The 12793-nt window shown below is 69.4% G+C and carries 10 protein-coding genes; 2 read left to right on the top strand and 8 right to left on the bottom strand.

The genetic code is table 11. From position 1 onward, the window contains the following. Window positions 1–54: 54 nt before the first annotated feature. The gene (locus ABDV69_RS07375) at window positions 55–858 is read left to right on the top strand and encodes an acetyltransferase (protein WP_343572927.1); all 804 of its coding nucleotides are present in this window, start codon (window positions 55–57) and stop codon (window positions 856–858) included. On the opposite strand, the gene ABDV69_RS07380 is transcribed toward ABDV69_RS07375, so the two are convergent. The 4 genes from ABDV69_RS07380 to ABDV69_RS07395 form a co-directional block, all read right to left on the bottom strand. Next, a complete protein-coding gene (locus tag ABDV69_RS07380; RefSeq protein ID WP_343572929.1) occupies window positions 791–2011 on the bottom strand; it encodes an N-acetylmuramoyl-L-alanine amidase in 1221 nt (406 codons plus the stop codon). The genes ABDV69_RS07375 and ABDV69_RS07380 overlap by 68 nt on opposite strands. A gap of 112 nt (window positions 2012–2123) precedes the next feature. Continuing rightward, entirely contained in the window at window positions 2124–2477 is a 354-nt protein-coding gene (trxA, locus tag ABDV69_RS07385) for a thioredoxin (RefSeq protein WP_343572930.1), read from the bottom strand. 14 nt (window positions 2478–2491) lie between these two features. Then, window positions 2492–3484, bottom strand: a complete 993-nt coding sequence (gene trxB, locus ABDV69_RS07390; protein ID WP_343572931.1) for a thioredoxin-disulfide reductase — start codon at window positions 3482–3484, stop codon at window positions 2492–2494. A gap of 70 nt (window positions 3485–3554) precedes the next feature. Next, window positions 3555–4265 carry a hypothetical protein gene (locus tag ABDV69_RS07395; protein WP_343572933.1) on the bottom strand — a complete coding sequence of 237 codons (711 nt, stop codon included), beginning with the start codon at window positions 4263–4265 and terminating at the stop codon, window positions 3555–3557. 463 nt (window positions 4266–4728) lie between these two features. On the opposite strand from ABDV69_RS07395, the gene ABDV69_RS07400 reads away from it, so the two are divergent. Continuing rightward, window positions 4729–5364 (top strand): methyltransferase domain-containing protein, encoded by a 636-nt coding sequence (locus ABDV69_RS07400; protein WP_343572934.1) that lies wholly within the window; start codon window positions 4729–4731, stop codon window positions 5362–5364. Here the strand turns inward: ABDV69_RS07400 and sigM are convergent. From sigM to ABDV69_RS07420, 4 genes are all read right to left on the bottom strand, one after another. Next, complete coding sequence (gene sigM / locus ABDV69_RS07405; protein ID WP_343572935.1) at window positions 5361–5945, bottom strand: RNA polymerase sigma factor SigM; 585 nt, start codon at window positions 5943–5945, stop codon at window positions 5361–5363. The genes ABDV69_RS07400 and sigM overlap by 4 nt on opposite strands. A gap of 53 nt (window positions 5946–5998) precedes the next feature. After that, the gene (murJ, locus tag ABDV69_RS07410) at window positions 5999–9601 is read right to left on the bottom strand and encodes a murein biosynthesis integral membrane protein MurJ (RefSeq protein WP_343572937.1); all 3603 of its coding nucleotides are present in this window, start codon (window positions 9599–9601) and stop codon (window positions 5999–6001) included. Next, complete coding sequence (locus ABDV69_RS07415; protein ID WP_343572983.1) at window positions 9598–11892, bottom strand: hypothetical protein; 2295 nt, start codon at window positions 11890–11892, stop codon at window positions 9598–9600. The genes murJ and ABDV69_RS07415 overlap by 4 nt, the downstream gene beginning before the upstream one ends. Window positions 11893–12015: 123 nt before the next feature. Then, window positions 12016–12765 carry an NUDIX hydrolase gene (locus ABDV69_RS07420; protein WP_343572939.1) on the bottom strand — a complete coding sequence of 250 codons (750 nt, stop codon included), beginning with the start codon at window positions 12763–12765 and terminating at the stop codon, window positions 12016–12018. Between the last annotated feature and the right edge of the window lie 28 nt (window positions 12766–12793).

The raw sequence follows: 12793 nt of genomic DNA on the forward strand, positions 1-12793 counted from the left end.
TCGCGGGGAAGACGGACCGCAATGGACCGCCCCCCACGGAGGCCCAGGAGTTCAGTGACTGCTCGAATCACACCGCTGCGACTCGAAGCCTTCGATCAGCTTCCTAAACACGCGCGCCGCTGCGTCTTCTGGGAAGTCGACCCCGCGACTCTCGGTCAACAAGATCAACTCGCCGACCCGGAATTCGAAAAGGAAGCGTGGCTGTCGATGGTCATGCTGGAGTGGGGATCGTGCGGTCAGGTTGCCTCCGCGGCCGCCACCGATTGCGCCGAGGGGGAATCGACGTGCCTCGGCTACGCCTTCTACGCTCCGCCGCGGACTGTCCCGCGAGCCCGCCGATTTCCGACGGCGCCGGTGTCACCCGACGCCGTCTTGTTGACCTCGATGCGGGTCGAGCCCGGACCCGACGCTGACGAGTTGCCCTACAGTCTCGTCGCGCAGGTGGTCGACGAGTTGGTCCGGCGCGGCGTGCGTGCGCTGGAAGCGTTCGGCCGAACCGAGGGCGTCGCCGACTTGGCGAGCGTGCCAGACGTCGATCCCGAGCTGCTGCCGGTGCTCGAAGTGCTGGGGGACTGTTCGGCCGAGCAATGCGTGATCGATGCCGAGTTCTTGCTCAACGTGGGATTCGTTGTGGTGGCTCCGCATCCGTACTTCCCGCGGTTGCGGCTGGAGTTGGACAAGGGCCTGGGCTGGAAAGCAGAAGTCGAGGCGGCCCTGGAGCGGCTGCTGGACAGCGCGGCGTTGCAACAACCGCTCGCGGCGGGAGCGCGGAGCGGCTCTTCGGCGTCTGCTAAGAGCCGCTGGCCCGGCCCGCCTGCTCGACCGCCAGTTCGTGGGCGAGCAGCTCGGCGAACGTGAATGTGCCAGTGGGCCGGTCGTTCTTGCCGAGCAGGTAGAGCCGCTTGATGGCCGCCAGAATTCCCTCGGCTATCGCGTCGCGGGTCTGGGTAGTGGTCAGCATCGCGCGGTCTCGCGGGTTGGTGATGTAGCCGACGTCGACCTGCACGGTGGGCATCCGGGTCAGCCGCAGCAGATCCCAGGTCCGCCCGTGGCTGCGGCAATCCCGTAAACCTGTGCGCGCCACCACTTCTCGCTGGACGAAGTCGGCAAGACTGCGGCCGATGGTCGAGACCGAACCGTGTGAGTTGCCGAAGTGGAACGAGGCGACCCCGCTGGCCGAGGGGCCGGCCTGGGTTTCACACCGCAGGCTGATCATCAAGTCGGCGCCGACGGCGTTGGCCGTCGCGGCGCGCTCGTGGTTCGACGGACTGCGATTCGTGGGCCGCGACAGGAAGGTCTCCATGCCGATCGCGGTCATCCGACCTTCGAGTCGACTTGCCAAGTCCCACAAGATATCCGCTTCACTGATCGGACCCTCCGGCCCGTGGGCGATCAGACCGTGGTCGGTGCCGCCGCGACCGGGATCGATGATGATCCGCTTGCCCGACAACCGCGGGCCCGATCGACGCACCAGCTCCTCTTCGCGAATCGCATGCAGTGAGCCGCCGGTGACCCGCGAGCTGAGAAAGTACAACGACCGCAACGTTTCTGGGCCGCAGATACCGTCGGCGTACAGCCCGTACTCGCGCTGGTAGGACATCAGACCGGTGTGGGTCTGCAAGCCGAAGTACCCGTCGACCAAGGCGGTGTAGAAACCGAGATCCTGCAGCCGGGCCTGCAGCGTCGCCACGTCGTCGCCGTACATCGGCGCACCGAACTGGTGGTGCAGGGTCCGAGCGCCCAGTCGATACGACGCTTCACGCAGCGCGCGGTGGGTGGCTTCGCCGACGATGCCGTCGACCAGCAGTCCGCGATGCTGCTGAAATGCCCGAACCGCGTGGTCGAGATCGGCGTCGAAGACATCGGCCGCGACGTGACGCCCGGTGCTGAGGTCGGTGTCTTCGCCGTCGAGATGACCGAGCGCGATCAGCGCGACGCGAATCTCGGTGACCGCGGCGCTACGGTCACCACGGCGCAGCTGATCGCCGTCGCCGCGGTGCGGTCTTGACATTGCAAGGCCTCCGGTGAGCCGTGTGCGCCGCCCTGCCGCTCTTTGACAGGCTTTGCGGTATTGTCGCAGACGCTCGGCGATTTAGGGAAAACGCCAGGCTGATCGCGCCGATCTAGCCGAGGCCCGGAACAGCGTCGGAAAGCTCACGCAACAGCGCCGCTTTGCCCTTGGCGCCGACGATGCGTTTGACCGGTTCGCCGTCCTGGAACAAGATCAGCGTCGGGATCGAGACGACGTCGAAGTTGCGGGCGGTCTCGGGATTGGCGTCGACGTCCAGTTTGGCGACGGTCAGTCGGTCGGCGGCGTCCGCGGCAATCTCGGCCAGCACCGGCGCGACCATCTTGCACGGCCCGCACCAGGTAGCCCAAAAGTCAACCAGCACAGGTGTTTTGCTGGACAGCACGTCGCTGTTGAACGAAGCGTCGGTAACATCCACCGGCGTTCCGGCCGACTCGGTCTGTGTCATCGCAGGTACTCCAATCAGAGGGTTGCTGTCGCCGGTTCTCCGGCGGCCTTGGTCTGGGTGCGCTCGCCCAGGTCCGCGTGCTCGGCCAGCCAGCGCTCGGCGTCGATGGCGGCCGAACACCCGGTGCCGGCGGCGGTGACCGCCTGCCGGTAGGTGTGGTCGACCAAGTCGCCGGCGGCGAACACACCGGCGGCGGAGGTGTAGGTGGTGCGGCCCTGGACCAACACGTAGCCGTCCTCGTCGAGGTCGATCTGGCCGCGCACCAGTTCCGAGCGCGGGTCGTGGCCGATGGCGACGAACACCCCGGTCACCGGCAGGGTCGATGCTTTGCCAGTTACCGTGTCGCGCAGCTGCAGGCCGGTCACGGTGTTCTCGCCCTGGACGGACACGACGGCGCTGTTGGTCACGAACGTGATCTTGTCGTTCGCGCGGGCGCGGTCGAGCATGATCTTGGAAGCCCGAAACTCGTCGCGGCGGTGTACCAGAGTGACGCTGCGCGCGAACTTCGTCAAAAACGTCGCCTCTTCCATGGCCGAGTCGCCACCGCCGATCACGGCAATGTCCTGATCCTTGAAGAAGAATCCGTCGCACGTCGCACACGAGCTCACGCCGCGGCCGAGCAGCTCCTGCTCACCCGGTACGTGCAGGTAGCGGGCGGCGGCACCCATGGCCAGAATCACGGCACGAGCCGCCACGGTCTCGCCCTCGGACGTCGTGACAGATTTCACGGCGCCGTCCAGCGACACCGACTCGACATCTTCCATGCGCAGGTCGGCGCCGAAGCGCAGCGCCTGCTCGCGCATCTGGTCCATCAATTCGGGACCCTGAATTCCCTCCCGAAAACCCGGGTAGTTCTCCACCTCGGTTGTCGTCATCAGCGCCCCGCCGAACGAGGTTCCCTCGAAGACCACCGGAGCCAGTTGTGCACGAGCGGCGTAGAGCGCCGCGGTGTACCCGGCGGGCCCGGAGCCGACGACGATCACGTCATGAACGGTTGAGGAACGCATTCCACCCTTTCCGATACTTAGAACTCGTCTCACTGGAACGCCAGGGTAGGCGGTGCTGTTCCCGCGAACATTACGGACGGCGGACGATCCTGTCAGCCGACAGGCCGGTGTTGACGGAACTGCAGGTCGGCGCCACCGCGAGCGCCGCAAACGTGTCCGGCGCGTCGCCGGCCAGCACGAGCAGCACGGCCGGATGTCCGGCGATGTCGATCGGGCGGGCGCCGAGCACCGGGGCGTTCGCCGGATAGCCCAAACCGCCCAGGCACGACGCGCGGCGGCGCGGATCGGCCAGCGGCCCGAGGTCCGGGTCGCGGTCCAGCAGGGCGAGGATCTGTTGATCCGACAGCGGAATTGTCTGCGGCGGCCGCGACACCGTGATGTGTTCGATGGTGGTGGGCCGGCTCGGCAGCGGTGCCGGCGCTGTGATGAGTGCGCGGGTTCCGAGCCAAGCCGCGACGGCGACCGCGGCCAGGCCGGCCGCAGCCACTGTCATCCGCGCCGCGCGTGGTAGCCGCCCGCGTTGCACCGCATGCGCCGCGCGCAGGCCGGCGCCGATACGAACGACAACCTCGGGGTCGACCGGTGGTGCCGAGGACTCGTCGGAGCCCAGCGCGGCGACCTCGCGCCGCACCCGGTGCAACGCCGCCATCGTCTGGCGGGCGTCGGGGTCGATCCGGATTCGCTTGCGCAGCCGGGCCGCGGTGTCGTCGTCGAGCAGTCCTGCCTGCAGGTCCGCCAGAGAATCGGCGGTCGGCGCATCGTCACGCCCGTCGTGATCCATCTCCGCCATTGTCCGTCATGCGCACGCGGACCGACAGCTGATTCGGCGTCCAGTAATGCCTACGCGAGAGATAGGCCGGTTTGGAGTGTGCTGCTGCATCGACTGGGCATGCCGACCGCGTCGGAGTGCGCGCCCAGATCCCCTCAACCGAACGGTAGAGGAGCGGAATCGTTACCAGCACAACATCTTTGACAGACCCAATGGTAAGCGGCACCGCCACCACGCTGGCGTCGGGTGGCCCGCTGTGCGGGGGTGTCCGGTGCCGCGAGTTCGGACCGGTAGTGAGGTCATGAGCAGTGCGCGCCCACACGACCGTATCGAGGGGTTCGGATGACGCCGACCGGCTCCGCATATACCCCCCGTGGTATCGTGGTGGCTGGTCCCGGGCGCACCATCCGCCCAGCATTGGCGAGACCCGCGCGGTTTCACACGTGCTAACCCGGCAGACCGATGGGAGTAATGCATGGATGCCAAAACGTGGGATGCCCGCTACGGTCAGGACGACCTGCTTTGGGGTACAGCGCCGAACATGTTCGTGGCCGACGAGCTGTCGACGCTGGAACCCGGCCGGGCATTGGATGTGGCGTGCGGTGAGGGGCGCAACGCGATCTGGCTGGCGAGCCGAGGCTGGCAGGTGGTCGGCGTCGACTTCTCGGAGCAAGGACTGAAGCGCGCAGGGCAGCTGGCAGGCCGAGCTGGGGTCGTCGAACGAGTCGACTTCCGGCTCGTCGACGTGGTGACCGACGCGTTGCCCGCCGAATCGTTCGACGTGGTACTCGTCGCCTACCTGCAGCTCGAGCAGGGCGCGCGCCGCGCGGCGCTGCGCAACGTCGCGGCAGCGGTTGCCCCGGGCGGCACCATGCTGGTCGTCGGCCATGACACCACCAACCTCACCGTGGGCACCGGCGGTCCGCAGGACGTTGCGGTGTTGTTCTCCCCGCAGGACGTGGTTGCCGACCTCGGCGGCCTGCCAGGGCTTGCGGTGCAGAAAGCGCAGCGCGTCCGCCGGCAGGTTCCGGGCAGCGAACGCGACGCGGTCGACGTGTTGGTGCGCCTGCGGCGTCAAACGGGCGGGGAAGAGACTCCGCCGTGCGGCTAATCGGTCGGACGCTGCTGGGCCGGGTCGGCCTGCAAGTAGCCGAGGATCGCGGCAAGCCGGGCCCGGGCGCGGGCACAGCGACTTTTCACCGTGCCCTCGGCCACCCCTAACAGGCGGGCGGTGTCGGCGACCGAGTACCCGTGCATGTCGACCGCAACCACCGCGGCGCGCTGCTCGACGGGCAGCCGCATCAGCGCCCGCTGCACCGCGATCGCCGTCTCGACCTGCGCGGTTCGATCCGGGACGGGGTAGGCGTCGTCGAGGAGCGTGGTCAGGTGAGTCTTGTTGCGCCGCAACCTATCCAGGCAGGCGTTGACGACGATGCGATGCAGCCAGCTGCTCACCGCGGCATCGTGCCGAAACGAGCCGGCGCCGCGGTGCGCGGACGCCATCGCTTCCTGCAGTGCGTCCTCGGCGTCCTCGGTGCAACGACTCGTCAGCCGGGCAACGCGGTGCAGTTGCCGATGGTGGCGGTAGAACAGCTCCTCGAAGGCGAAGCGGTCTCCTGCGACATGCGCCGCCAGCAGCTCAGCGTCGCTGCGTTGTCCCGGGCGTTGCCGGCGAACCTTCGTGGAGCCCACCGCCGGACAGTAACCAATAGACCGATGCCCGGCACTTCACCCGATCAGGCCGGTCAGGACTTGGCTTGGACGGTGACATCGGAGAGGCTGGCACGGCTGACCCCGTTCTCGGTTCCGAGCGTCGAAATCCACACCAGCACATACTGAGTCGGCGAGGACGCTTTGACCGCAATGGTGTTGTGCCCCGGGTGCATTGCGGTCGGTTGGGACAGCACCGCGGTGTCTTCGAGCGTGCCCGGCGTGGCTGTCGCCGACGAGCGGATCTGGATCTTCGTCCCAGTGCTGGCCAGGTCGACGTTGACGGCCCCGACCACGGTCGGTCGCGGCAGCTTCAGGAGCAGGCCCACGCCGCTCTTGAAGCCGGGGAACGGTGCCGGGTCTTGATAGATGTCGGTCTCCCACGCTGTGCCCGGACTGCCGTCGATCGCGAGCGCAGCCGAGGCGGGGTTGTCGGCTGCACCGCCGGGGGAGTACACCGTCGCGCTGACCGGCTTGATGATGCTGCCCGCAGCCGCAGCGGAACTCGAACTGGTCGAGGGTCCGTTGAGGCCCAGCTGGTCCTTGTCGAGGCCGCCGACGTCGCCGAACATCTTGCTCAGCACCGACGCCAGGACCAGCAGCGTGACCACGATCACCGTCGCAGCGGCACCAACCCCGATGGTGATGGCCCGGCGCCGACGGATGCGTACCTGCGCCGCGTCCGCGGAACCGGCGCGCTCGGTTCGGGAGGGCTCCGGCGGCGGCCCGCTCTCGTCGATCGGGGTCAGCAGCTCGGTCCGGTCGGCTACCACGGTGGCCTGCTGCAGGAGGTTCACAAGCGTTGCTGCGCTGCGTATCTTGCCGTCCAACTGGATCGAGTGGAGGGCTGCCGCGGAAATCTGGAAGGGGATCTCCTCGTCGATCGCACTCGGGTCGAGGGCGTAACCGGCCGAATCGCACGGTGCCGGAGCCATCCCGCTGGGCTCGCCGTGTTCCGGTAGCGGCCACCGGTTGACCAGCAGCGCATACAACGCGGCGCCAATCCCGCGGATGTCGGCCTCGGGGCTGATGCCGGGCATCGTCGCCGGGAAGGCCAGCACCACGTCGCCCTCGATGCTGACACGCACCCGGCCGGGATGATCGATCGACAGGGCGACGCCGGCGTGATGGGCGGCCTCGGCCGCAGCGGCCAGGGTCTGCATCGCGCGCGCCGCGCCGGCGGCCGACGGCGAGGTGTCGGCGACCTCCTGCAACGAGCCGCCCCGGACCCATTCGGTGACGACGAGTCCGCCGGTCCCGATGTGGACGACGTCGAGGATGCGGGCGATCCCCAGCTTGTCGATGCGACTCAGCTTCATAGTGCGAGCGAGGATCTCGCGGACCTGCTCGTCGGGAAGCTCCCCGTCGGGATCCACGAAGGTCAACGCCACCTGCCGATTCAGCGCGGTGTCCAGCGCCTGCCAGAACTGCAGGTGCGGCGCGCCGCCGTGGAAAACCAGCAACCGATAACGCCCGCGGGCGATGCCGGCACCCGGCACCAGGTGCTGTTCGCCGGAGCGCGCGGCCGACTCGATGGGCACGTCGGGATGGAAATCGTCTGCCACCGGTGACGATGCGGGTGGCGCAGCCGCCCGGGAAGGAGCCGGAACGGCTGGGCTGGCGGGCGCCGAGGATGAGTCGGAGACGGCGTTTGCCACGGCGCCGTCCGACGAGCCGTCGTTCATCTCCGCTCCTCTCCCCAGCCCCTCCCTGATCGACCGTCCCGGGTGCCTGGCCAGGAGGGACTCCGCCGCGTGGTACCCCGCCGCCGCAGCCGGAATCCTGCGCTCAGGGTACGTGACGATGCCGGGGCGCAACAGTTGATCTCGGCCAACGACTTTCAGCGACGAGACGTCGGCTGACCTGCCAGAAGGCGGCAGCGGCGCGGCTTTGCCGCCAGCCGCACCGGCACCGATCCAGCCGCGGACCTTGGCCAGCGCCGCCTGAGCCTCGGGCACCTGTGCGCGGACCATGACCACGGCCACGATCGGCGCCATGATCAGCGCAAGCACGAACAACCGGAGCAACGAGCCGGCGCCGCCATATGCGGTCAGCCGTTGCATGCCCAGCAGCACGTCCACTACGTACGCGACCAACCCGGCCAGCAGCGACGCGGTCGCCGTGACCAGGATCGTCCGGACCTCTTCGACACCGAGGAGGTGACCGCCCGCTGTCCGCAACGCGTTGCGCAGCAGGACGTAGCCGGCGACCGCGCCGGCCAGGAAGCCCAGCCCATTGGCCAGCCCCAGGTAGCCGGCGACCAGGTCGGGGTTGGCGGTGAGGTGCGGCGCGACCAGCGACGCCGCGATCTTGACGATTGTGATGACCACGATGATCGCGAGCGGAATCCAGGGCTGCTGGCGGGCATAGAATACCCGCAGCATCAGCAGCACCACGGCGTACGGGAGCAGCGTGAACGCCGACAGTGCGATCGCGGCGCCCAGGTGGCCGGCGTCGACGTCGCCGAAACGGCCGTAGGCGAACAACGCGCTGCCCATCGCCGACCCGCCGACCGTCATGAACGCCACCGTCGGGATCAGCGTGATCATCGTCAGTCGGGTGGCCAGCGACAGGTCGGCGAGTACGGCACCGGTGTCGTCGGCGGCGGCGTTGCGGCTCAGCCGCGGCATCACCACCGTCAGCACGGTCACGCCGATCATGCCGTACGGCAGCATCAGCACCAGCCAGGTGTAGTTGTAGATGGCCGGCCCGGAAGCGGCTGCGGTGCTTGCGATCTGGTTGGTGACGATCAGTCCGATCTGACTGATCAGCACGTAGAGCAGCATCGCGGCGGCCATCGCGCCGAAGCGCTTGAGCCGGGCGTCGATGCCCCACAGCGGGCGAAGGCTGATGCGGCGGCGCCGGACGGCCACCACCAGCACGGCCGTCTGCGCGAAAACGCCCAGCGTGGTGCCGATGCCGAGGATCAGCAGCTTGGCGTTGCCCATTTCCACCGGATCGACCGACAGCTGTCCCGGTGCCGCCAGGTAGGCGCCCAGGGTGGCGATCGCGACGACGTTGTTGACTACCGGCGCCCAGGCCGGCACCCCGAATACGTTGCGGGTGTTGAGGATTGCCATGAAGACCGAGGACAGGCCGTAACAGATCACCTGCGGCAGCAGCAGATAGGCGAACGCGACGGTCAGCGGTTCGTTCACCTGCGGGTCGCGGCCCAGCATCAGCCGCACCAGCAGCGGCGCGGCCGCCACCGACAGCAGCGTCGCGCCGAGCAGCACGGTGGTGGCCAACGTCACCAGGCGGCGCACGAACGCCGCCCCGCCGTCGGGGTCGTCCTTTTCGGCGCGGGCCAGCACCGGCACGAAGATCGCGGTGAACGTCGCTTCCAGCACCAGCGCGGCGACCAGGTTCGGCAGCTGGTTGGCCACGGTGAAGGCGCTGGACAACGCGGCGCCCAGGATCGCGGCCAGCAGCACGATCCGGGCGAAGCCGGTGACGCGGCTGACCAGGGTCGCCAGCGCCATGCCCCACGACCGGGACACCAGGGCGGCGTCGGAGAGCTCAGGGCGGGCCGGCGGCTGGGAGCCTTGGGACGACACCAGGCCGGTCGGCGGCAGCGCCCCGGTGGGCGGTCCCGAAGTGCGGCCGTGGCGCTGCGGCCCCGGCCCGGCCCGGCTCATGCGTTCTGCCCGGCGTCGACGGCGTCCGGCGGGTCGGGCGGACGATCAAGGTCGGCGCGGTCCGGCTGACCGCGGAAGCGGTGCCACAGCCGTCGTCCCGCCAGCGCCACCAACACCGCGGCCGCGCTCATCGTGATCGCGAACAGCACCTTGCCGTAGGCGTTCGAATGCACCGAGAGCCGCACCGGCTCACCGAGCGGCACGCCGCCGGGAGTGTGCAACGCGGCGTCGATCGCGACGCGCTGGGTGAAGTTGACTTCGATCGGCACCCGCATCGGCAGGTATCCCGGTGGCAGTTCGATCTCGCCGGGATCGGCCACGGTCATCCCGGGCGGCACGTCCAGGTGCAGCCGCACCCGGATCGGAACGGCCAGGCCGTTGTGCAGCGCCAGCGGCAGCGGGCTGTGCTCGGTGGCCAGCGTGTAGGAGCCCGTCGGAGCGACGATGGTGACCGCCCCGAACAGGTCGTCGAGCACGTGGGCGACCACGTCCAGCTGCTGGGCAGCCAGCCCGTTGCGGGTGTCCGGCGGGTCGGCCTGGCTGACCGAACGCAGCATGTCTTCGCGTAGCGGCGCGGTGTAGCTCACGCCGGTCAACCCGGTGCGGGTGTCGGTGGTCAGGGCTGCGGTCAGGCCGTCCAGCCGGGTCATCTCGGCGGAGATCTTGGCGACGACGGCGTCGCTGAACCGGCCAGGTGCGCCGGCGTCGGGTTGCGCAGTGCCGTTGACCGCCGCAACGGTCGACGCCTCGCGGATCAGCGTAGGCAGCGGGCGCGCTACCGCCAGGCCGGAGTGGATCGCCGTCGCCAACGCGGTGAGGATCGCGCCGGCGTCGTCGGGTCGCAAATTCCAATTGCTCGGCGGCAGCAAGATCTGGGTGCGCGGGTCGACCTTCGGCTGCAGCGCGCGCCACAGCATCGAGCCCAGCGCATCTTGACGACGAGCGACGTCCGAGTCGTGCCGAAGCCGAATCTGTAAGGCGGAGTTGAGGTAGCTGGGTGTGACCGGATCGGACCCGGCGGCCGCCAAGGCGGCACCGACGGCCGGGTCGAACGGCGCGAACACCACTTGCTTGGACAGCCGTTGCGGAGCCGTGTTCGGGGTTGGCGGCAGCGGGGCTTCGGAGTCGCCGACGGCGGAGTCGGCCGGGGCGATCACGACGGTGTTGCCGTTCGCGCTGAGCAGCTCGACGCCGCGGCGGGTCAGCGAGCCGTCCGGGAGCAGGGTGGCGCCACGAACCGCGGCGACCCCCAGGATCTGGTCGACGATGTCACCGGCCCCGCTGGTGGCGGTCACGCCGAGGCCGGGTTCGCCGGTCCGCTGGACGGCGTCGAGGTCGGCTAGCGCGTAGGGCAGCGGCGCGACGCACATCCGGTGCGCCAAATCCCGCAGCCGGTTCAACCAGGTGGTCGCCGCTGCCTGCCCGATCCCGGGGTGGGTCGGGGTGCCGGGCTCCTGCGCGGGGCCGGCGGGTGAGTCGGAGACGACGTAGCCGGCGGTCATCGCGTTGACGGTGACCAGCAGGTCGGGGTCGACGGCCAGGCATACCGAGCGGCCGACGGCCCCGTCCGGATCGACGGCATGGCTGGTGGCGAACTCCGCAGCGCCCAGCAGCACGTCCAGCCGACCGCCGCCGGCCAGCGACGTGGCGAGCTCGTCGTCCATCAGTCGTACCGGAATCGTGCCGCCGGGGACGCCGGGCGCCAGGCGCGGCCGGTCGGCCAGCGGCCACAGCATGGTGACCGAGACGGGTCTGGCGGTGTCGGGCGCGATCACGGCACCCAGCGCGTCCCCTGAGGTGTCCAGCGGATCCGCCGGCACACCCAGCACGGGCAGCAGGAAGCGGGCGTTGTCCAGGCGCGCCGGCTCGCCATAGTCGGGCGTGCCGTTGACGTTGACCAGCAACGGGTAGACGCCGGGCGTGTCGATCTCGAGTGAGTGCTTGGTCGCGGAGCGCATCGGGGCCGTCAGCGTGAACGCCGTCTGCTGGCCGCGTGGCAACTCGTGGGAGACCGTCTGGAAGTCCATCGCAGCCTCGTACTGGTCGGTGTCGCCGTCGAGGTTGGTGCGCAGGCCCAGCGACGTGGGCACCGCTGGTGCATGCTCCAGGCGAAGCATCACGTCGTGGACCGGCCGGTCGCCGATGTTGGTGACGGTGCCGACGACGGTCACCACCGGCTCGCTGGTGGTGGTAGCGACCTGCGGGGTGACCTGGTCGATCCGGACCTGGACGAACGGGTTGGCGCCGGGCTCACCCGCCGCGGCGGTCGGGACGACGCCGACGCCGAGCATCCCGGCTACTGCCACAAGGCGCGCCCACGCGCCCCACCGGAGTCGCGGCGCCGCCGACCCGCGGGTCGTCCTCGCACGCGGGCGGCGCCCCCACCTCACATTGCTCTGCATCGTCATCGGCGGCTACGGCCCGGGACCGCGACCGTTCTTGCGGCCCCGGACGGGCTCGTCAGCCCGGCGGATGCGGGTGCGTGAATGGGTTTGCGGACGCCGACGTGGCGTGCTGGGCGGCAGCGGCGGAAGCGCGGCCTCGCCGTCGCTCTGCAGCTTGTCGATCAGCTCGTCGGCCACTTCGGCCAGCTTGCGCTCGTCGGCGTAGGCCAGCCGGGACGGCAGCTCGGGGATCGGCACCCACGCCACCTCGGCCACCTCGACGTCCTCGTCGCACAGCTCGCCGCCGGAGAAACGCATCAGATAGTGATGAACGGTCTTGTGCACCCGCCGGCCGTCGGTGACGAACCAGTAGTCGATGCGGCCCAGCGCCGCCAGCACGCTGCCCTGGATCCCGGTCTCCTCGGCGACTTCCCGGATGGCGGTCTGTTCTGCCGTCTCACCGAGTTCGATGTGGCCCTTGGGTAGGGACCACAGCATCCGGCCGCGTCGATCCACGCGACCGATCAGCGCAGCGACCTGCTCTGCTCTCGGACGGTCGATGTTGTCGATGACCAATCCGCCGGCCGAGGTCTCGTGCACGGTCCGCAGCCGTTCCACACCTCGGCTTGCCGGACGCCGCGGGCCGGCCTTCGCCGGCTTGGCGGGCGTGCCGGCGGTCGGCGGCTCGATGCCGGATTTCGCTTCGCCTGACCCTGCCGAGCGCCGACCGCGGCGCCTCCCCCGACGCCGACGCGGTTGCGGATTTTCGCCGTCGGACACCCAAGCGATAGTAGCTGGCGTACTCGGA

Source organism: Mycobacterium sp., assembly GCF_039583785.1.
In the GTDB taxonomy this organism is placed as follows: Bacteria; Actinomycetota; Actinomycetes; order Mycobacteriales; family Mycobacteriaceae; genus Mycobacterium.

Excerpts from the sequence above, each read along its gene's own strand:
- ABDV69_RS07380 (WP_343572929.1), bottom strand. The coding sequence starts at position 2,011 with ATGTCAAGACCGCACCGCGGCGACGGCGATCAGCTGCGCCGTGGTGAC.
- trxA (WP_343572930.1), bottom strand. The coding sequence starts at position 2,477 with ATGACACAGACCGAGTCGGCCGGAACGCCGGTGGATGTTACCGACGCT.
- trxB (WP_343572931.1), bottom strand. The coding sequence starts at position 3,484 with ATGCGTTCCTCAACCGTTCATGACGTGATCGTCGTCGGCTCCGGGCCC.
- ABDV69_RS07395 (WP_343572933.1), bottom strand. The coding sequence starts at position 4,265 with ATGGATCACGACGGGCGTGACGATGCGCCGACCGCCGATTCTCTGGCG.
- ABDV69_RS07400 (WP_343572934.1), top strand. The coding sequence starts at position 4,729 with ATGGATGCCAAAACGTGGGATGCCCGCTACGGTCAGGACGACCTGCTT.
- murJ (WP_343572937.1), bottom strand. The coding sequence starts at position 9,601 with ATGAGCCGGGCCGGGCCGGGGCCGCAGCGCCACGGCCGCACTTCGGGA.
- ABDV69_RS07415 (WP_343572983.1), bottom strand. The coding sequence starts at position 11,892 with ATGCTCGGCGTCGGCGTCGTCCCGACCGCCGCGGCGGGTGAGCCCGGC.